This window comes from Pollutimonas nitritireducens, assembly GCF_002849615.1.
Lineage (GTDB): Bacteria > Pseudomonadota > Gammaproteobacteria > Burkholderiales > Burkholderiaceae_B > Pollutimonas > Pollutimonas nitritireducens.
The window spans coordinates 1-19,005 of the sequence record NZ_PDNV01000006.1; the positions used below are offsets into that span (position 1 = coordinate 1).

Here is a 19,005-nt window from a genome sequence, read left to right on the forward strand (position 1 = left end):
CGATGACTAGATCTCTGATTCCTAAGATAGAATTTACTGGGGACATCGGCATTGCTTCCATTAAACGTGTTTCTTCGCAAAAACAAGTCTAATGAATGTCGGCGTCCCCCGTTAATGATGAAGAGCCCACAAATATCGATGCGCCAATGGAAACGTGCCATGGAACAATGGTTTGTCCAACCCAATGTTCGCCGTCCTTGATCCGATCCCCGAGCTTCAGGAACTGAAGCACTACCAGAAGTCCCATAAACCAATGCAAAAAACGCGTTATTCCGCCGTAATGGCTCGGTGAGTCGCCACGCATGATTTGCTCCCTTTGACGCTTTGCGTTGAAGTGATCCGGTAAAGACAGAAACACGAAGTCCGAATTCAGCTTAACACAGGATAATGCAGGGTAAACGACGGTATGTCGTCCTTTGCGCCATGGTCAAGTCCTGGACAATCTATGCAATACTTGCACTTCGAACTCAGTAAATATATTAAACAGACGCTGGTTGAACAAGGATGACGTCACATGGACTACCTCATACAGCTTGCTGTCAATCCGACCGCATGGGTCGCATTGGCGACCCTTATCGCCATGGAGGTCGTTCTGGGTATCGACAACCTCGTTTTCATATCGATTCTTACCAATAAACTGCCCGATCAGCAACGAACGAAAGCCCGGCGCATAGGCATCGCTCTCGCGCTGATTTTACGTCTGGCCCTCCTGGGCACCATTGCCTGGATCGTACAGCTTACTGAACCGGTTATCAGTCTGGTTGGCCAGGACTTTTCGTGGAAGGATATGATCCTGATCGCCGGAGGGCTATTCTTGCTGTGGAAGGCGACCAAAGAAATCCATCATAATGTCGACCCGTCGCCAGAAGGCGACATGTTTGAAGGAAAGACCACCGGCAAAGCCGTATCGATGTCCTTCACGGCCGCCATCGTACAGATACTTTTGCTCGATTTGGTATTTTCCGTCGACAGCATCATTACCGCGGTGGGTATGACCGAACACCTCCCGATCATGATCATTGCCGTCGTGGTGGCGGTAGTGGTCATGCTGATCGCCGCTGACCCCCTGGCCGAATTCATCAGTCATAATCCAACTGTCGTCATGCTGGCGCTGGGCTTTCTTATCATGATAGGCATGACCTTGATCGCAGAGGGCTTCGGCGCGCATGTACCAAAAGGATATGTCTACGCCGCCATGGCGTTCTCGGCCGCCGTTGAAGGCCTGAATATGATGGCGCGAAGGAAGCGGAAACTTCAACGACCACACTAGCCCGCAAATGAGACGTTACTCATACAACGTGGTCGACATTCCCAACAGGCCACCTATCTCTTTGCATGACGTTAGCGTCTGACCGTGGATTCCGGCGCGTCGGCAACACAGAATTTATTGCGTCCGGAATGTTTGGCCTGATACAAAGCGCTATCGGCCATATCCATAAGATCGTCCAGGTCCAAACCGCTTTGCCACGCGGCCACCCCGATCGACGCCGTTACGCGCAGGGCGGTTGCGTTTTCGATGCAGAGCGTGTTTTCCGCGATAGCGTTGTTCAAACGCGACGCCGTCTCTATTGCCATCTCAAGCGTGGTGTCAGGCATCAGAGCGGCAAATTCCTCCCCACCCACCCTGGCGATGATATCCGTAGACCGTAGCGTCTCGAGCAGGACCTTGCTGAAGCTCTGCAGCATCAGGTCGCCCGCTCTATGCCCATAAACATCGTTGATATGCTTGAAATGATCTACATCGATCATAAGCAGGCAGGCGGATTGCGAATAAGTCGAAGCATGCGTCAATTCTTCCCTGGCCAAGTTCATGAAATGGCGACGGTTGGCCACCCCGGTAAGGTAATCTTGATAGGCCTGATGTTCCAAGACCCCCACCCTTCGCATATGCTCGGTCATGTCCCGGCCGATAGCGATAATCTCCATCGTTTTTCCATGCGGATCGAGCAGTGCCCTCGCCGTCCATTGGAAATGTCGAATGCCGTCCATCGTCAATTTACGTAGCGTAAAACTGAGTACGTAAGGCGGTTCGTTCAGCTTGCCAAACGACATTTCGGCAAGCGCCCGGTCGGCTTCCACCACTCTTGCTGCAAAATGTTCGCCGAGGCATTCCTTGACCGGTTCCCCGTAGATACTCGAAAACGCCTGATTCAAATAAATATAGTAACCGCGGGGGTCCAGCCTTGCTACCAGATCGGTCGTATTTTCAACGATGAGCTGATAGTTGTCCCAGGTCGTCTGCAGGATCGCCTCAGCGCTTGCTTTCTGATGTTCCGCCCTGCGTTGGGCAAACTGAAATGCCCGCACGGCCAGAAAGCTGACAAGGCAGATCAAGGTGAATACCGAGGCGCGAAAGATAAGATCCTGGTGCCATTGCAAAAATACTTGGGACCGAATTCTGCCGAACTCAATGAGCAGTGGCTTTTCAAGCTTCGGCGTAGCCGGATCGAACGCAATCTGCGCAATTAAGTGTCCGTCTTGGCTCAGGGGCCCGTAGCCCGACCTCGTTGGCGCAATTGTGAGTGCTGGACCGTCAGAATGATAGATCGCACCCCACATGCCTGGGGAATACAGTAACGACGGCAACAACGTGCTCAAATAAGACGGTTCGAGCATAACGGAAACCATTCCGGCGAAGTTCCCTTCGCTATCAGGAATCATGCGACTGATGTGGATCGCATCGGGATGAAGCGGGCTTTTGCTCGGCGAAGAAAGGTACAAGGCGGTTGCGTCGGGATGCGCTTTGACCTCCATGAAGGGCGATTCGCTTCGCATGTTTTGGCGAGCCGCATGCCCACGATCCGAAGCAATCGTAGTGCCGTGCGCATCAACAATGAAAATGGATCGTGCCCCTGGCACGGGCGTCGTCAATGCGAGAAAATAATCCTTCACCGACTCGTGCGACCGCAAGACCTCACTATTCTCGCGAATATCCATCAGGACGCGATCAAGGACCAAATTGATCGTCGACAACCGGTCTTCGAGATTGGCTGCGATTACCGCGGCCTGAACAGCCAGGCGTTCGTTTTCGGCTTGGGCGATTCGGCCATGGGTTCTGTAAAGATTGACCGTAATTATCGCCAGCAGGATCGTCAATGCGCATCCCAACCAAAGCCACTGCGCCAGGAAAGGCCTTGCTGGGAACTTTTGGGCTGTGACCATTGTTTCGTGTAGTAAGACAATGTTTCATACTACAACGATTGTGGTCGAGTCCGCCATGGGTGGGCGAACTCAGGGATGGAATTCAGTCTTCGTCCACACCGCCATTCCGCACAGGATCGGGCGGTGTACGCGCCAGGCCTGCGTCATCCTCCTGAACTATCCGGTCCGGTTCGATATCGTCGTCCAACGGCTCTTCGCCCGTGTTTTCGGCTTGCGGCCGCTCACCCGTGTTTTCGCGGTCACTGTCCGTGTCGGGCATGTTCGGCGCAATGTCGCTGCCCGAGTCTGACGAGTCGCTGGGCCCAAAGGCGGGCTCGCTACGGCCTGTTTCTGTCAAACTGGCCTCTTCGGAAAAATCACGATCTTGCAGTGCCCGTTCCAGGTCTCTATCGGTAACCATAGTCATTCTCCAGTAATTGCCGGGATACGTACAGCAAGCCGTGGACCCGAAGTACTCATCGAAGAAAGGGCGGTAACGATGGACCAGTCAGGCAAAAAGCAGATCTTGCTCTGACCGGGCTTTTTCTTAGTTGCTACGATGCAATCGGGTCATCATTGCCCACGTCAGCTTCCTCGTCCTCCGCTACGCGGGAATTTTCCTGCACGGTGTCAACCTCGTCAGGAGCAGCTTCCCCGTCGCCAGGACTGCCTGCTTCATCCAGGGCCGTGTCGGACTCTTGAACGACGTCTGCACTTTCCTGGGTTGGGGTTACATCGGCAACGATGTCATCTTCGGGAAGAGCTACCTGATCGATATTCTCTGACATATCATCTCCTTGTGGGGTCGTTTACTCGGGATTTTGGATCGCTGCAATACCTCTGAACAGTATTCAAACTTGGACTGTGCTGTCCCTGTTTAAAACTGCTCACAGATAGTCGCCTTTCCGCCATCGCTCACCAATACGCCAGATGACAGGGGCACGGGATCGAAATGGCCGTGGACGCATGGCATATCCGATCCGACCGAGATGGCCTATCGTCTGTTCTGGCCGGGTTGACGGAGTGTGGGACGGCGGGCGCGATGCCCGAGCCGTCAAGGAGTTATCAAACGTCGGCGCCGAGTATGCCGCTTGAAATAACGTCCTGGAATAGACCCGTGTAAGTGCGGTCCAGTCGAACGATGTATTCCTTGTCGGTTTCGTCGAATTGGCGCTCAGGTGCGCTTACACCCATTCTGCTCAGGCGCAGCAACACGGTGTTGTAAGGATGGGCGACAGGCCGGCCCTGGAAGGGCCCGGCTTGATAAACCCCGTTTTGAGGATAAAGTCCGGCTTCTCCCGGGAATGGAAAGGAGCCCGATGTTTTGCTGGTTTCCATACTTGTTTCTCGTATCTGAATGTATCGCCCGATAGTATATACAGAGTTTGAAGATTTCGCTGGCACGCCGGAAACTATTGTTCGCTTCCTGCGATCAGTTCACCGCGATTATCTCTACAATATGCGACGAATCCATGAACGAGGAAGCGACATGAAGGCAGATTTCTGGCTGGAACGATGGCGCGACGGCCAAACGAATTTCCACTTGAGCAAGGTCACGCCCTTGTTGCAAAAATACTGGCCCGCCCTCGGGCTGGAAACCGGGTCGCGCGTCCTGGTTCCGCTTTGTGGCAAGTCGCTCGACATGCTCTGGCTGGCGCACCAGGGTTATAAGATCCTGGGCGTGGAACTCTCGCCGTTGGCCATAGACCAGTTCTTTTCCGAGAACGACCTGCAACCCAGCAGCCACGTGTCGGCGATAGGCCAGCATTTTATCGCGGGCAATATCGAGATAATTTGTGGCGATATCTTTGCGCTGGACGCCGCGACACTATCCAGTTGTTCGGGCGCTTATGACCGCGCGGCGCTCATCGCGCTCCCCGCCGACATGCGCCAGCGCTACGTCAATCACGTTTATGCGCAGCTGCCGAAGCACTACCAGGGCATTCTGATAACGCTGGATTATCCGCAGCATCAAATGGCCGGGCCGCCGTTTTCGGTGAACGAAGCCGAGGTTAGGCAATTGTTCAGCACGCATTCGAAGATCTCTGTACTGGACCGCCGCTCTATTCTGGACAAGGAACCGAAGTTTGTCGAACGGGGCCTGACTGAATTGGACACCGTGGTATTCCGGCTGAGCGGGCCTGCCGCGGGGAGTCAGGCGCCAATCTAAAAGCGCTCGTAGCCCATCAGGTAGCGCCACTGGCCTGCAACCAGGCCCGACAGGGACACCCGCCCTATACGCAGGCGCTTCAAGCTTATTATCTTCAGGCCGACCTGATGGCACATGTCCAGAATGAGTCCGGCCGGTGGATTTTTCAACGCGAAGCGCAGGTGTGTTTCGTTCTGCCAACTGACCTTGACTGGCGGCAGGCGCGTGCCTCGCCACGACGGACCATGATTCAGGCGCTTCAAACCATCGACTGCAATCTCCCCGGCGACTTCCGCCACATACTCATGTTCAATGGTAGCCGCATCGGCATTCAATTTTCGGGCTACTGCATATTCCTGAGTGAAGACCACCAGCCCCGCCGCATCGGCTTCTAGTGGTGTCATCAATTCGAGTCCGTTCAGATCCCGCTTGACGAAGGTCCGATCGTTGCGATCGTCGGACGCGCGATTGGCAGATGCAATGAGATCGAAAATGGAGCGTTCACCGGCTTTACTGCCATAACCCACGGGTTTGTGCAGCAGGATTGTGGCAGGCTTATGATCCTGGGCACTCGCACCTTCGGCAAGCTCCACGCAGTGTTGCGGTTGGAGCCGGAACCCGGGCTCCTCTATTAGCTGTCCGTCCACGCGCACCCACCCCCCCTGGACATAGTTTTCGGCTTCGCGACGAGAACAGGAAAGATGATCAGCAAGATACTTGCTCAAGCGTATGGTTTCGATCATGGCAAGCCATTGAGAGTTGCGCTGCGGCACGCGGAAAAAGGCTGGAAGCCCGGCAAAACATTGTAGACGACCCGCCGAAAGACGGTAGCGGCTACGGTCGATTGGACCCCGCCCCTTCGGGCCATTGGCCAATGGGCATCTCCACACCCAGCATCTACGATGGCATTCAGAGTGGGACTCAACAGCCAATAGAGGGAAAGCCGACATGCCATATTTCACCCAATTGGGCGCAGGAACCGACCCGGAGGACGAGGTACTTCACAACTTCATGGACGGAGCAAGACGATTTCTGCATGATCTGCTGACTCAGCGATTACAACTTGTGCACCCACAGCCCGAAGTCGCTCCGTTGTTGTACAAGGAACTGCGGCAGGAAGCCCTGGCCGTATTTCTTGACTATGTCTACGATCACTTCGAGCAACTGCAGCACGAAATTCGAATGCTCGACGAAGACAGATTGGCTGAATTCGGCTTGTCCGGCGAATCCCTGCACCAACAGCTGCGCAAGCTGGCGGAGCTTGAAACATCGCCTGGTGATGAATCGGCCTACTGGCCGCGCGTGGGCAAAATGCTACAGGAGCTGGACACCACGCTGGATACCATCCTCGATCCCTTGAAGAGCTCCGCACCCCGTATCGGTGAGTTCATTGGTCTGTTCAAGGATTTTCGCGCGCCGGTACTGGATCTCGTCAACGGATAAAGAAAAGAAGAAGCCCGCTCAGGGCAAGCAACTGGAATCGGTTTAACGGTTCACCCCAGCATTTGCGATTCCCGGCAGAAATGTCCGGAATCGCTTTTTTTGCGTCGAAACCGTGGGTATTCACTGAGTGGCGGCGGCACGTTATTTCTCTAAGCTTGAGGCTTCGCGCAATACGATGCCCCACCCACGGTCGCAAAGGATCAACGATGTCCACCTCCACAGCCACCCCTTATCGACATCCCAATCCGAAAGAGGCATTGCCTGAAATCGTTGTGCCCCACGCCGTCCCACTGGATGAGCGGGTCTGGGTTCCGCAAGCGGATAATGTATGGTTCCGTCCCCTTTGCCTGAATGTCTCGCAGGGTTATTGGACTAATTTGCTCCGGGTACGAAAATCAGGCGTGCTCAGTTGTCACCGGCATCCGCAAGCCGTTCATGGCTATGTCATCAAGGGCTCGTGGCACTATCTGGAACACGACTGGATTGCAACGCAAGGCAGCTATGTATTCGAACCGCCCGGCGAGACACACACGCTGTATGTTCCCGATGATGTGGAGGAGATGATCACTATGTTCCACGTCAACGGGGTGATGTACTACGTCGATAGCGAAGGCAATCACACCGGGTTTGAAGACGTATTCATCAAACTCGACATGTGCCGCAAGCATTATGAAAGGGTCGGCCTTGGCGCCGACTATGTCGATCAATTCATACGTTGAAACCATGAGCTTCAAACCTGACCTCCTGGCCGGTAAAACGGCAATCGTCACTGGCGGCACCCAGGGCATAGGCCGCGGTATTGCCGAGGCTCTTGCCGGCCTGGGTGCAAAGGTCTATGCCACCGGACTCCCATCGAATGATGCCAGCCCATATCGGTCAAACAGCATCACAGAAGTCATTCTTGACGTCACGCAAGAGGACGATATCAGCGCGTTCGCGCAGACCATCGGTAGCGCCGACATTCTGATCAATTGCGCCGGAATCATCTGTCGCGGCGAAGAATTCAAGCTATCCGTTTTCGAGCGGGTCCTGAACATCAATCTCACTGGAACGATGCGGCTCTGTGAAGAATTCCGACCTTTGCTGGCCAAGTCCGCGGGATGCATCGTTAACACGGCATCCATGCTCAGCTTTTTTGGTGGCGGACTGGTTCCGGCCTACAGCGCCAGCAAAGGCGGCATTGCGCAACTGACCAAATCGCTGGCCATTGCCTACGCGGTTGATGGTATCCGTGTGAATGCCATTGCGCCCGGGTGGATCGCCACTCCCCTGACCGAGGCACTTCAAAATGACGAGTTGCGGGCCAGGCCCATTCTCGAACGGACACCGTTAAAGCGTTGGGGCACGCCCGACGACGTCGCCCAGGCGGCGATATTTCTTTGCTCCAGTGCGTCGGCGTTCATGACCGGCGTCATCATGCCAGTCGATGGTGGCTATATGGTCACTTGATTGCGTCTGACTAACCTACAGGACGGCCAGCATGCCACCGTCCACGTAGATAATCTGGCCATTCACATAGTCGGATGCTTTGGAAGACCCCTTGCCCAAGGCCGTGCGACCGCTTAAATCAAATAACGCCGACATGTTGGTGCCATTCCTCTATTCGAAGCGGTGCGCTCTGGCACTGCAAGAAGCGTCGTGGCATCCGCAGTGATTTCGAAACTCGGTTTAAACTCTTGTCGTTCGACATTCCGTTTTTCGTTTTTAGCGGCCAACCGGCACATCGTCCGCCCGTCCGAAGGAAATCCTTGTTCACCCTCGAACCCGCCGACATCAAGACCAACGTCTTGAGCGGCATTACTGTTTCGCTCGCACTGGTGCCAGAGGCTATCGCCTTTGCCCTGGTCGCCCAAGTCAGCCCGCTGACCGGTCTTTATGCCGCCTTTATCGTCTGCCTGATCACATCGGTATTCGGCGGCAGGCCTGGCATGATATCCGGTGCCACCGGGGCTCTTGCCGTTGTGATGGTGAGCCTGGTGGTGAGCCACGGCCCGGAATACCTGTTCGCCACAGTCGTTCTGATGGGCATGCTGCAAATAATGTTCGCCGCATGCAGGCTCGGCAAGTTCATACGCATGGTTCCACATTCGGTCATGCTGGGTTTCGTCAATGGCTTGGCTATCGTCATCTTCCTGGCACAGTTTAGCCATTTCACAACCATCGGTGCGGACGGCATCGCTGCCTGGATGAGCGGCGCACAGCTGTGGATGATGCTGGTACTGATCGTATCGACAATGGCGATCATCTACATACTGCCCCGATTTACGACGATGATTCCATCGTCGCTGGCCGCTATCCTGATCATTTCAGGCCTGGTGGCTGGCTTGGGTATCGATACCAAGACCGTCTCCGATATGGGATCGATCGCCGGTGGCTTGCCCAGGTTCCATGTTCCGCAGGTGCCGATGGATCTGGAAACGCTGTACATCATCTTCCCGTATGCGCTCATACTGGCTGCCATAGGCTTGATCGAAACATTGCTGACGCTGAACCTCATCGACACCATCACCGACACCCGCGGCAAGCCGAATCGCGAATGCCTGGCGCAGGGGATGGCCAACCTCGCGGGCGGCCTGTTCGCCACCATGGGTGGCTGCGCGATGATAGGCCAGAGCATGATCAATATCGGAAACGGGGCGCGCCACCGTTTGTCGGGCATTGTCGCAGCCCTGTTCCTCCTGGGTTTCATCCTGTTCCTGTCGCGGTGGATAGAAATGATCCCGCTGGCGGCGCTGGTTGGACTAATGTTCGTCGTATCGCAAAAGACCTTCGCCTGGGGCAGTCTGCAGGCGCTGCACAAGATTCCGCGTCAGGATGCCATTATCGTCATTGGTGTAACGGTCATTACTGTATTGACCGACCTGGCAATTGCTGTATTGGCGGGCGTCATATTCGCCGCGCTAGTCTTCGCCTGGCAACATGCCAAGGAAATTCGCGCCACGATAGGCGAGGACGAGATCGGGCGAAAAATCTACGCGATCAACGGCACCCTGTTTTTCGCCTCCACCGCCAACTTCGCTGCCCTGTTTTCCCCGCGCGATGATCCGTCAGTGGTAATTATTGATTTTATGGACGCACGCCTGGTTGATCATTCCGCCATCGAGGCGGTCGACAATCTCGCAAGCCGCTACCAGCAACTGGGCAAACGACTGCATCTGCGCCATCTCAGCCCCGACTGTCTTGAGTTGCTGGATCGTGCCAAATCAAGGGTGGAAATCAACAAACATGAAGATCCCGATTACCATGTCGCAGACGACAAACTAGGCTAAAGGGTTTAATATGGCGGCGAATTGGCCGTAGCTCCCGCGATATACGTCGAACCAACTATTTAAAATATCACGTATATCAAGTCAGTCTTGACGATGTATAACTATTGCACTGCAATGGTCTCCACCGCCGAGTAATAAACAATAACAAGCAGGCGGCGCGCACGCCCCTGCCACAGCATTCAGAGAAAACCGTGGAGAAAGAATTACAGGCTCAGCGCACCATCTGGACCATCCTGCCAAATGGAAATGTGCTTCACAGATCAGGACTTGAACTGGAAAACACCGGCGACTGCTGGCAAATGACGCAGTCATCCGGCGTGGATTTTGCGGTCTTTACCATGATGGAGCATGGGCTTAGCGCCGACGAAGCGCAAGGGCTGGCCGACCTTCTCATTCAGCAAGGCGCCAGTTGGGCGACCGGCGGCGGCCTGCACTGACACCACAGCTCGTTATGCAGCCTGCGCCGATAACTCCTCGCATATGAACGCCAGCGCCGTGGTTTCCGGCTGGCTCAACAACTGTGCACCAATGCGGCTGGCCCAATAGCTTTCTGCGCCCGCACACAGTCGCCACTCACGCAAGCGACGGGTATACAGATGCAAGCCGTATTCGTCGGTCACGCCTATGGCCCCGTGCACGGCATGTGCCATGTCGGCAATAAGGCCCGCCGCTTCACTGCAACGGGCTTTTCCAAGCGCTGCCATCAAGAATCGCGGTGACCAGTCTGCGCTCCGGCATGCCAGCTCTGCGGCCATACGCGATGCCCATGTGCGCTCGGCCATGACACTGATCTGATTCTGAATGGCCTGGAACTTGCCTATGGGTTTGCCGAACTGCTTGCGTTGGTTCGCATAGTCCAGCGTCATTGCCAGAACGCGCTCGGCAGCACCGGCAATCAAGGCGGCATAGCTTGCGGCGGCCAACTGGTCCAATCCCACCCTGGCTGATTTCGAGGCTGCTATCGCTATCCCGGCGCCCGGCCTCGTAATCCACTGCAAGGACGCTGACAGGCTGCCAGGGCCGCCTGAAAATAGGCTGCTGGCCTCTGCTGTCGGCAACAAGGCTATGTCGCCGCCCATGTCAGCCAATACCCACGCGGACACGCGTCCGAACGGGAGCGCGTCAGCGTCGACGGTGCCTTTGTCCGCCCGAACCCCCAGCCCAGCAATACTGATCGGGCCTTTGGGAGGGGTAACGCCGGCAGCGAACAGCCAGGCGCGCGCCAGCATGGTTTGGGCAAATGGCACTGGCACAGCATATCGGCCAGCTGACAGGAACATGGGAAAAACCTGTGCAAGGTTCAGGCCGGCACCCTCCAGAGACTCGGGAAGCAACGCATCGAGAAATCCGGACTGCTCGATTTCCTTCCACATTGCGTCCGTACTCTGGCCGCTCTCGATTGCGCGGATCGACGCCGGAGTGGAAATTTGCGAAAACAAGCGCTCAACAGAATCGGCATACAGCGTATCCATCATTGTCCTTATCGAAGCCCGAGGCCGCGTGCGATGATGCCCCTGAGAATTTCACGTGTTCCACCGCGCAGTGAGAACGACGGCGCCATTTGTTCCAGATAGACGAGTGTCCGGCGCAGATGGGCCGGGACAGGGGTTCGCGGACATGAACCGAGCATCTCGCCGATAATCTGCGGAATGGCTTGTTCGATTTCTGTGCCCAGGTCTTTGACCAGACTGGCTTCGATCGCAGGACTTTCGCCGCGCGCCAGCTTGCCCGCCAACGAAATCGACATGGCCCTGAGCACTGCCAGCCACGAGACGACTTTCCCTACTGTTTCTATCGTCCGCGCATCGTTGGTGCCGGTCAGCCGGCAATGTTGCAGCCAACTTTCCAGCAACACCATGCTCGAATACAAACGCTCAGGTCCGCTACGTTCGAAGGCGAGTTCGGCATTGACCTGCGGCCAGCCGTTGCCTTCCTTACCGATCAGCGCATCATCCGTGCATAACACATTATCGAAGAACACCTCGCAAAAATGCTCGTCGCCGGCCATATCCATGATGGGTCGTATCGTCACCCCCGGCAGGCTCAGGTCGACAATGATTTGCGACAAGCCTTTGTACCGATCGGCGGCCTCTCCCGAAGTACGCATCAATGCGATCATGTAGTGCGAATGCTGGGCGTTCGTCGTCCATATCTTGCTGCCGTTCAATAGCCAACCGCCTGGAACCGCCGTAGCGCGGCACCTGATGCTGGCCAGGTCGGAGCCAGAATTCGGTTCGCTCATGCCGATGCAGAAAAAAGCCTCGGCTTTGCAGATGCGAGGCAGATAGTATTGCTTCTGCGCTTCGGTGCCGTATTTAAGAATCAGCGGCCCGCTTTGCCTGTCAGCAATCCAGTGGGCTGAAACAGGCGCTCCGGCGCATAAGAGCTCTTCCGACATCACAAAGCGGGAAAACGGCCCCCTGCCCGCCCCGCCATACTCGACGGGCAAGGTCAGGCCAAGCCAGCCGCGAGCGGCAAGTTGCCGGCTGAAGCCGGGATCGAATCCCATCCAGGAACGAGCACGGACATCAGGCGCCATATTCCCCGTCGCCAAACTCAGAAATGCCCGTATTTCTGAACGAAGCGCTTCGTCTGCCGCCGGAATTTCAGTAAGCGCTAAGGTATCAATCATGATCTGGTGCAAGGTTGCTATCGGCTCTCTTATCGATGCATGGATACTAGCCATGATGCCCTATACATGTCTAATACTATTTTCGGCCGTGGCAATAACTCTTTCTTATCGCTGCGGTCATCGTCAGTGATCCCGCGCGCCCTTACTATTATTCGTTAACAAAATAGTATTGGATTCAATCGGGTTTCACCCCTAAGCTGCTCTACTTGGCGTCAAACCGATAAAGTCCGCTTTCACCCACCTAAGAGGCACGAATGGATCGAATACTGCATTTTGAACAGGATGAACACGGGGTTGTGATCCTGACCATGAACCACGGAGACACTCGCAATGCCCTTACCGGCAACAGGCTCGTGGATGCTTTTCTGGCCGCCTTCCAGCGTATTGAAGCCGACCCCTCCGTGCGAGTGGCCATCATCACCGGTGCCGGCAAAGTGTTTTCGTCGGGTGGAAGTATTCATGAAATGGAGCGACAGCTCGGGCCGGACTACGACAGCGCCGCTTTGCGTCACGAATACAAGCATGGCATTCAACGCCTGCCCCTGGCCATGCACAAACTCGAAGTTCCCACGATCGCGGCCATAAACGGCCCGGCAATCGGCGCGGGTTTCGATCTGGCGTGCATGTGCGACATCCGGATCGCGTCCGAGCGTGCAATTTTCGCAGAGAGTTTCGTCAAGCTGGGCATTATTCCGGGCGACGGCGGTGCCTGGTTTCTTCCCCGGCTTATCGGTATGTCGCGCGCGGCCGAGATGACGTTTACCGGCGATGCCATCGATACACAGCAGGCTCTGGAATGGGGCCTGCTTTCCAAAGTCGTCGCCCCGGAACAATTGATCGAAGAGTCCTGCAAGATGGCCAGAAGAATCGCGGCGAATCCGCCTGAAGCCGTCCGAATGAGTAAGCGCCTCCTGCGCGAGGGTCAACACAGTCGGCTGGATACGCTGCTAGAAATGTCGGCGGCCTTCCAGGCCATTGCCCACAAGACGGCGGATCACGAACAGGCAGTAGATGCTTTCATTCAGCAGCGTGCCATAAAGAAGACCACGCACTGACGTCGAATAAGCCCGTCACGACGTGAACAGCCCGAGCATTTTGTCGCGGAGCCGATCCACCAGCAGGGAACGTGTGTCGCGATGAGCGACCAACGACAGGGACAGGCACCGGCGTGCGCCTTCATCGATTAGATCGATAAAGCGAACATGTTGAGGCGAATAGGACCTTGTCACGGCAGGCACAAGGGCGATGCCCATTCCGCTGGCCACCAAGCTGAGCTGAGTCTGCACTTGGATCGCTTCCTGGCTGACGCACGGCGTAAAGCCCGCCTTGCGACAAAGCGACACAGCCTCGCCGTGCAGGCCCGGCACCAATGTTGAGGCGTACAGCACAAACCCCTCGTGTCGGCATTCTTCCAGTGCCACCTTCTTGCGCGCCGCCAAAGGATGATCGACAGGCACGGCGAGAATCAAATCATCGAGCTGGATCACCCACGCCTCGATCATGTCTTCTTGGGCGATAGGACCACGAACGACTGCCGCGTCAATCTCGTGGTTACGCACCAGGTTTATCAGTCCGATGGAGCTGTCCTCGCGCAATTCCACTTTCACGTTGGGATGGTCAGCCCGAAACGCCGGCACGCATAAGGGAAGTAAGGTGTAGGTTGCCGATCCGACAAAACCCAATCGCAACGTGCCCCATTCGCCCAACGCGACCAAACGCGCCGATCGGCAGGCCTGTTCGCTGTAGAACAAGGCGGCTCTTGCGTCTTTGATTAGGGCGTGGCCTGCCGGCGTCAGGGTGACGCCTTTGGATCCTCGCTCGAGCAACTGCGCTCCGACCTCGGCCTCCAGTTTCTGAATCGATACCGACAACGCTGGCTGCGCAACAAAGAGCTTTTCGGCCGCCAAGCGGTAGTTGCCGTGTTCGGCCACGGCGATGAAATGCTGGAATTGACGGAGAGTAATGCCCATGCGCTCGCGTTATCACTCGATAGATAAACAATATTAGACCGTTATCGGAGCATCAGAATAGACTCATCGAGCCATGAATACAAATACCATTTCTACCGCTGCGCTGGGCAGCATACGCATCATCGACCTCACCTCGGTGGTTTTTGGCCCCTATGCCTCGCAGATACTTGCCGACTACGGCGCCGATGTAATCAAAGTCGAAGCGCCCGGGGGGGATTCCACACGCAATACCGGACCGGCGTTCGAGGCGGGGCTTTCGGCGATATTCCTCGGGATCAACCGGAACAAGCGCAGCGTTGTCCTGGACCTCAAGCAAGCCACAGCGCGCGAAGCGCTGCTTGCGCTCGTCGACAAGGCAGATGTTTTCATGCATAGCATCCGTCCGCAGAAAATGGCGCTGTTGGGCCTTGATACCGATGCCCTGCGCGCACGCAACCCGCGACTGATTTACGCCGGCTTGCATGGCTTTGGAAGCGGCGGCGCTTACGATGGCCAGCCCGCCTACGACGATACGATTCAGGGCCTGAGCGGCGTTGCAGACAGCGTTGAACGCCAGACCGGCACACCCCGCTATCTACCGACAATTGCCGCCGATAAGACATGCGGCCTGATTGCCGCTCATGCCATTCTCGCCGCGCTATTCCAGCGGGAGCGCACCGGCCGGGGCCAGTTCGTTGAAGTACCCATGTTCGAAGCCATGACGTCGTATATGCTGGTCGAACATTTTTATGGCCGCCATCTGGTCGGCGCCAATCAACCCGCAGGCTATCCGCGCACGTTGACGCCCTGGCGCAAACCCTACCAGACAGCCGACGGCTATATCTGCATAATGCCCTATACCGATGGCCACTGGAAACGTTTTTTCATGGGCACCGGCAACGAATCCATGGCCCAGGATCCCCGCTTCCGGGGCATCGCGGGGCGCACCAGTCATATCGACCAGTTGTATGAGCTGTTGAGCGACATCATGCGCCAACGCTCCACCGATGAGTGGCTCGCGTTCTGCCAACACGTGGAAATACCCGCGACACGCATCAATTCGCTGGACGAGCTGGAGAACGATCCGCATTTGAGAAGCGTGGACTTCTTCATCGATCTCCGCGACGAGATGCAGAACACCTACCGTTATATCCGCAGCCCCGTGCGCATGGAGAACAGCTACATTGCACCAGCCATGCCACCCCGTCTGGGCCAACATACCTGCGAGATTCTGCTGGAAGCCGGATTGTCGGATCTGCAAATTAACGCCATGTTGGCGAGCAAGGCCGCGATGAAGCAACCACCGACCAGTTGAACCACACCAACTTTTGCAGCACCACCACTTTGCGATACATCATGAACAAAGGGAGACATACAAATGAAATTACGATCTTTGGCACTGGCGCTGAGCTGCGCGCTATTATCCGGCCATGTGGCAGCACAGAATACCGATATCGTGCGTATTGGCGTATCGAATGACCGCTCCGGCATCTACTCCGATCTGGGCGGCTTGGGTTCCGAGATATCAGCCCGCATGGCCGTCGAAGACTTTGGCGGATCAGTCCTGGGGAAGAAAATAGAAGTCATAGGCGGTGACAGCCAGAACAAGGTCGACGTCGCCTCCACCATGGTGCGCAACTGGTTCGACATCCAGAACCTGGTCGCCGTTGTGGACGGTGGCGCAAGTTCAACTGGGCTGGCCGCCATGCATGTGGCCGCCGAGAAAAAGGGTGTGGCGTTGATCAGTGGTGGTTTCGCTGGCGACTTCAGCGGCAAGCAGTGCTCACCGATAAGTACGCAATGGGCGCCCGATACCTATGCCCTGGCCAATGCAGTCGTGGGCAACACAGTCAAGAGTGGTGGGAAAAGCTGGTTCTTCATTACCACCGATTATGTCTTTGGCAAGACGATGGAGGAAACAGCAAGCAATTTCGTCACTGCAGCCGGGGGCAAAGTGGTGGGCAGTACCAAACACCCTCTCGGCTCGTCCGATTTTGCCTCGTATCTGTTGCAAGCCCAATCATCGAAGGCTGACGTTATCGGCCTTGCCAGCGCAGGCGGCGACCTGATCAACCTTATCAAGCAGGCCCAGGATTTCGGCCTGGCGGGCGGGGACCAAAAGCTGCTTACCTTTCTCGTGTTCATCAACGACGTATTCGGCATGGGGCTGGACTATGCCCAGGGGCTCAGTTTCCCGACACCGTTCTATTGGGACGCGAATGACGACACACGGGCGTGGACAAAACGCTGGCAAGATAAAACCGGATTCAAGCGCGCTCCGTCCATGGTCCAGGCACTCTCGTATGTGTCAACCATGCATTATCTGGAAGCCGTCAAAGCGGCCGGTACATTCGATAGCTTGAAAGTCAACGCAAAAATTCGCGAGCTCCCGGTACAGACCAAATTGATCAGCAATGCGCGGGTCCGCCCCGAGGATGGACGCGTCATCATGGACATGTATCAGGTCGAGGTGAAAAAACCTTCCGAATCCAAGTCCGCAAACGACGTTTACACGATCCTGGCGACCATTCCTGGTGATAAGCTATTCGTCCCGCTGGCAGACAGCCAATGTCCGTTGGTCAAAAAATGACAAGAGGAGATTCTCCATGAAGTGTTATTGCGTAATTAATTTTCGCGAACCACTAGTGCAGCAGGAAGTCGACACACCCGTACCCTCAGGTAAAGAGGTGCTTCTGCAGGTGCGCGCGGCGGGCGTATGCCATAGCGACATTCACCTTTGGGAGGGTGGCTACGATCTTGGCAATGGCCGCACCCTTGCATTGAAAGACCGAGGCGTGTCGCTGCCTTTGATCATGGGCCACGAAACCGTCGGTACACTGTCGGCCATGGGCCCTGATGCAAGCGGCGTGGAACTGAGCCGAAATTATCTGGTATACCCATGGATAGGCTGCGGGCAATGCCCCGCTTGCCTGGACGGCATGGAAAACCACTGCTCGGCACCCCGGTGCCTGGGCATTCATCGGGGTGGTGGCTACGCCGATCATATCCTGGTACCCGATGCCAAGTACCTGATTGATATCGGCGACCTTGATGCCGCACAGATTGCACCATACGCCTGTTCAGGCCTGACTACCTATTCCGCATTGAAGAAGATCGGCGCGCCCATTTTCCAGAATCATCCCATCGTGATCGTCGGCGCCGGGGGCCTGGGCTTGATGTGCCTGAGCCTGCTTTCGGCGCTCGGTGGCGTGGGTGCCATCGTCGTGGACATCGATCCCGCAAAACGCCAGGCTGCACTGGACGCAGGTGCGCTGGCGGCAGTCGATGGTGCTGCTCCCGACGCGGCACAACAGATTCTGAAAGCCCTGGACGGCAAGCCCGCACAAGCGTTCATCGATCTCGTGGGCGCACCATCCACCACGGGGATCGCCTTCGACTGCCTGACCAAAGGCGGCAAGTTGATCATCATAGGCCTGTTCGGCGGCGCATCGTCCTGGCCCATCGCGCTGATTCCGATGAAAGCCATGAACATCGTCGGCAGCTACGTGGGCAATCTGTCGGAACTCCGCGAGCTTATCGACCTCGTGAGGACAGGGCGAATATCACCTATCCCGATACAGCGCTTTGCACTGGACGAGGCCGACGCCACCCTGACTGCCTTGCGCAGCGGCAAGATAACCGGGCGTGCCGTACTAACTAACTGACCGGATCCGGACCTCAAACCTCCAGCAATATTTCGCTCATACGTTCCGGGTGAGTAATATGCGCCTCGTGCGGGGCCGGAACGTCGATCCAGTTCCAGCCCTGCAGCGATTTCACCAGTCGCCGCGACTCTTCCAGAAGAGGATGCGAGGGCTTGTTGCAATGCAAATAAGTACACGGCAGGCCATTGCCGATGGGCCTGTCGAGGACAAGCGGCGTGGTATAGCTGGCCAGGGGATGGGGTGTCATCCTGCGCATGACCCAGTCATACGCTTCTGTACCGGGTTCCAATCCCCATACCGGGGGAAGTCGCTCTGGCACCGGCACCGCCAATCCAGACGTGGCCTTGGCGGCCGAAGCGATACGGGCATCGGCATCGGCCTTGGGATAATTCGAAAACGCGTTCTTGCCGCTTTCCAGCACAACAGCATCAAAATACACCAGGCGGGCGATAGCCTCAGGGATGCGATCTGCGACGCCCGTAATGGGCACGCCGGCAAAGCTATGGCCCACCAGAATGACATCGTCCAGTTCCTCTGCCAGAATCACCTGCACCAAGTCGTCGATGAACACGTCAATCGTGATATCGTTGCGCAGCAAATGGGCGCGGTCACCCATGCCGGTAAAGCTGGGCGTGAAGACTTGATGGCCGGCGTTGCGCAGCCGCTCAGCGACAGCACGCCAGCACCATCCGCCATGCCACGATCCGTGAGCCAGAACATAGTTCATCGTGTATCCTTTTTTGTGCAACAGGTAGGA

20 protein-coding genes are annotated in these 19,005 nt (G+C 56.2%); 11 read left to right on the top strand and 9 right to left on the bottom strand.

Annotated features, from left to right (window positions below):
- Positions 1-514: 514 nt before the first annotated feature.
- Positions 515-1,270, top strand: coding sequence for a TerC family protein (locus CR155_RS09740; protein WP_102069857.1), 756 nt, complete (start codon positions 515-517; stop codon positions 1,268-1,270).
- Positions 1,271-1,341: 71 nt separating this feature from the next.
- Here the strand turns inward: CR155_RS09740 and CR155_RS09745 are convergent, their stop codons facing one another.
- From CR155_RS09745 to CR155_RS09760, 4 genes are all read right to left on the bottom strand, one after another.
- Positions 1,342-3,162 carry a sensor domain-containing diguanylate cyclase gene (locus CR155_RS09745; protein ID WP_102069858.1) on the bottom strand — a complete coding sequence of 607 codons (1,821 nt, stop codon included), beginning with the start codon at positions 3,160-3,162 and terminating at the stop codon, positions 1,342-1,344.
- Positions 3,163-3,244: 82 nt separating this feature from the next.
- Complete coding sequence (locus CR155_RS09750) at positions 3,245-3,562, bottom strand: MatE family transporter (protein WP_233214113.1); 318 nt, start codon at positions 3,560-3,562, stop codon at positions 3,245-3,247.
- A gap of 133 nt (positions 3,563-3,695) precedes the next feature.
- Positions 3,696-3,929, bottom strand: a complete 234-nt coding sequence (locus CR155_RS09755) for a hypothetical protein (protein WP_102069859.1) — start codon at positions 3,927-3,929, stop codon at positions 3,696-3,698.
- 277 nt (positions 3,930-4,206) lie between these two features.
- Positions 4,207-4,479 (bottom strand): hypothetical protein, encoded by a 273-nt coding sequence (locus CR155_RS09760; RefSeq protein WP_102069860.1) that lies wholly within the window; start codon positions 4,477-4,479, stop codon positions 4,207-4,209.
- 151 nt (positions 4,480-4,630) lie between these two features.
- Between CR155_RS09760 and CR155_RS09765 the strand changes: the two genes are divergently transcribed.
- Positions 4,631-5,311, top strand: a complete 681-nt coding sequence (locus tag CR155_RS09765; RefSeq protein WP_102069861.1) for a thiopurine S-methyltransferase — start codon at positions 4,631-4,633, stop codon at positions 5,309-5,311.
- On the opposite strand, the gene CR155_RS09770 is transcribed toward CR155_RS09765, so the two are convergent.
- Positions 5,308-6,033, bottom strand: a complete 726-nt coding sequence (locus CR155_RS09770) for an RNA pseudouridine synthase (RefSeq protein WP_102070142.1) — start codon at positions 6,031-6,033, stop codon at positions 5,308-5,310. The genes CR155_RS09765 and CR155_RS09770 overlap by 4 nt on opposite strands.
- Before the next feature lie 205 nt (positions 6,034-6,238).
- Between CR155_RS09770 and CR155_RS09775 the strand changes: the two genes are divergently transcribed.
- The 5 genes from CR155_RS09775 to CR155_RS09795 all read left to right on the top strand — a co-directional run bounded on the left by CR155_RS09775 (position 6,239) and on the right by CR155_RS09795 (position 10,439).
- Positions 6,239-6,733, top strand: a complete 495-nt coding sequence (locus CR155_RS09775; protein WP_102069862.1) for a magnesium transporter CorA family protein — start codon at positions 6,239-6,241, stop codon at positions 6,731-6,733.
- A gap of 206 nt (positions 6,734-6,939) precedes the next feature.
- Positions 6,940-7,452: a 2,4'-dihydroxyacetophenone dioxygenase family protein gene (locus tag CR155_RS09780; protein ID WP_102069863.1), complete on the top strand. Its 513-nt coding sequence runs from the start codon at positions 6,940-6,942 to the stop codon at positions 7,450-7,452.
- A gap of 4 nt (positions 7,453-7,456) precedes the next feature.
- Positions 7,457-8,182, top strand: coding sequence for an SDR family NAD(P)-dependent oxidoreductase (locus tag CR155_RS09785; protein WP_102070143.1), 726 nt, complete (start codon positions 7,457-7,459; stop codon positions 8,180-8,182).
- A 299-nt stretch (positions 8,183-8,481) separates the two neighbouring features.
- Positions 8,482-10,002 (top strand): SulP family inorganic anion transporter, encoded by a 1,521-nt coding sequence (locus CR155_RS09790; protein ID WP_233214115.1) that lies wholly within the window; start codon positions 8,482-8,484, stop codon positions 10,000-10,002.
- Between the two features lie 191 nt (positions 10,003-10,193).
- Positions 10,194-10,439 (top strand): hypothetical protein, encoded by a 246-nt coding sequence (locus CR155_RS09795; protein WP_102069865.1) that lies wholly within the window; start codon positions 10,194-10,196, stop codon positions 10,437-10,439.
- Positions 10,440-10,451: 12 nt separating this feature from the next.
- Here CR155_RS09795 and CR155_RS09800 read toward each other — a convergent pair whose 3' ends face one another.
- Both CR155_RS09800 and CR155_RS09805 read right to left on the bottom strand, forming a co-directional pair.
- Complete coding sequence (locus tag CR155_RS09800; protein ID WP_233214117.1) at positions 10,452-11,477, bottom strand: acyl-CoA dehydrogenase family protein; 1,026 nt, start codon at positions 11,475-11,477, stop codon at positions 10,452-10,454.
- A gap of 5 nt (positions 11,478-11,482) precedes the next feature.
- Positions 11,483-12,634, bottom strand: coding sequence for an acyl-CoA dehydrogenase family protein (locus CR155_RS09805; RefSeq protein WP_102069867.1), 1,152 nt, complete (start codon positions 12,632-12,634; stop codon positions 11,483-11,485).
- 254 nt (positions 12,635-12,888) lie between these two features.
- Here CR155_RS09805 and CR155_RS09810 point away from each other — a divergent pair, with 254 nt between their 5' ends.
- Positions 12,889-13,689 carry a crotonase/enoyl-CoA hydratase family protein gene (locus CR155_RS09810; RefSeq protein WP_102069868.1) on the top strand — a complete coding sequence of 267 codons (801 nt, stop codon included), beginning with the start codon at positions 12,889-12,891 and terminating at the stop codon, positions 13,687-13,689.
- Positions 13,690-13,704: 15 nt separating this feature from the next.
- Here CR155_RS09810 and CR155_RS09815 read toward each other — a convergent pair whose 3' ends face one another.
- Positions 13,705-14,604 (bottom strand): LysR family transcriptional regulator, encoded by a 900-nt coding sequence (locus CR155_RS09815; RefSeq protein WP_102069869.1) that lies wholly within the window; start codon positions 14,602-14,604, stop codon positions 13,705-13,707.
- Between the two features lie 73 nt (positions 14,605-14,677).
- On the opposite strand from CR155_RS09815, the gene CR155_RS09820 reads away from it, so the two are divergent.
- From CR155_RS09820 to CR155_RS09830, 3 genes are all read left to right on the top strand, one after another.
- Positions 14,678-15,898, top strand: a complete 1,221-nt coding sequence (locus CR155_RS09820) for a CaiB/BaiF CoA transferase family protein (RefSeq protein WP_102069870.1) — start codon at positions 14,678-14,680, stop codon at positions 15,896-15,898.
- 63 nt (positions 15,899-15,961) lie between these two features.
- Positions 15,962-17,173, top strand: a complete 1,212-nt coding sequence (locus CR155_RS09825) for an ABC transporter substrate-binding protein (protein ID WP_102069871.1) — start codon at positions 15,962-15,964, stop codon at positions 17,171-17,173.
- 16 nt (positions 17,174-17,189) lie between these two features.
- Positions 17,190-18,248, top strand: a complete 1,059-nt coding sequence (locus tag CR155_RS09830) for an alcohol dehydrogenase (RefSeq protein ID WP_102069872.1) — start codon at positions 17,190-17,192, stop codon at positions 18,246-18,248.
- A 13-nt stretch (positions 18,249-18,261) separates the two neighbouring features.
- Here the strand turns inward: CR155_RS09830 and CR155_RS09835 are convergent, their stop codons facing one another.
- Complete coding sequence (locus tag CR155_RS09835) at positions 18,262-18,975, bottom strand: alpha/beta fold hydrolase (RefSeq protein ID WP_102069873.1); 714 nt, start codon at positions 18,973-18,975, stop codon at positions 18,262-18,264.
- Positions 18,976-19,005 lie beyond the last annotated feature (30 nt).

Excerpts from the sequence above, each read along its gene's own strand:
- CR155_RS09740 (WP_102069857.1), top strand. The coding sequence starts at position 515 with ATGGACTACCTCATACAGCTTGCTGTCAATCCGACCGCATGGGTCGCA.
- CR155_RS09745 (WP_102069858.1), bottom strand. The coding sequence starts at position 3,162 with ATGGTCACAGCCCAAAAGTTCCCAGCAAGGCCTTTCCTGGCGCAGTGG.
- CR155_RS09750 (WP_233214113.1), bottom strand. The coding sequence starts at position 3,562 with ATGGTTACCGATAGAGACCTGGAACGGGCACTGCAAGATCGTGATTTT.
- CR155_RS09755 (WP_102069859.1), bottom strand. The coding sequence starts at position 3,929 with ATGTCAGAGAATATCGATCAGGTAGCTCTTCCCGAAGATGACATCGTT.
- CR155_RS09760 (WP_102069860.1), bottom strand. The coding sequence starts at position 4,479 with ATGGAAACCAGCAAAACATCGGGCTCCTTTCCATTCCCGGGAGAAGCC.
- CR155_RS09765 (WP_102069861.1), top strand. The coding sequence starts at position 4,631 with ATGAAGGCAGATTTCTGGCTGGAACGATGGCGCGACGGCCAAACGAAT.
- CR155_RS09770 (WP_102070142.1), bottom strand. The coding sequence starts at position 6,033 with ATGATCGAAACCATACGCTTGAGCAAGTATCTTGCTGATCATCTTTCC.
- CR155_RS09775 (WP_102069862.1), top strand. The coding sequence starts at position 6,239 with ATGCCATATTTCACCCAATTGGGCGCAGGAACCGACCCGGAGGACGAG.
- CR155_RS09780 (WP_102069863.1), top strand. The coding sequence starts at position 6,940 with ATGTCCACCTCCACAGCCACCCCTTATCGACATCCCAATCCGAAAGAG.
- CR155_RS09785 (WP_102070143.1), top strand. The coding sequence starts at position 7,457 with ATGAGCTTCAAACCTGACCTCCTGGCCGGTAAAACGGCAATCGTCACT.
- CR155_RS09800 (WP_233214117.1), bottom strand. The coding sequence starts at position 11,477 with ATGATGGATACGCTGTATGCCGATTCTGTTGAGCGCTTGTTTTCGCAA.
- CR155_RS09805 (WP_102069867.1), bottom strand. The coding sequence starts at position 12,634 with ATGATTGATACCTTAGCGCTTACTGAAATTCCGGCGGCAGACGAAGCG.
- CR155_RS09810 (WP_102069868.1), top strand. The coding sequence starts at position 12,889 with ATGGATCGAATACTGCATTTTGAACAGGATGAACACGGGGTTGTGATC.
- CR155_RS09815 (WP_102069869.1), bottom strand. The coding sequence starts at position 14,604 with ATGGGCATTACTCTCCGTCAATTCCAGCATTTCATCGCCGTGGCCGAA.
- CR155_RS09820 (WP_102069870.1), top strand. The coding sequence starts at position 14,678 with ATGAATACAAATACCATTTCTACCGCTGCGCTGGGCAGCATACGCATC.
- CR155_RS09825 (WP_102069871.1), top strand. The coding sequence starts at position 15,962 with ATGAAATTACGATCTTTGGCACTGGCGCTGAGCTGCGCGCTATTATCC.
- CR155_RS09830 (WP_102069872.1), top strand. The coding sequence starts at position 17,190 with ATGAAGTGTTATTGCGTAATTAATTTTCGCGAACCACTAGTGCAGCAG.
- CR155_RS09835 (WP_102069873.1), bottom strand. The coding sequence starts at position 18,975 with ATGAACTATGTTCTGGCTCACGGATCGTGGCATGGCGGATGGTGCTGG.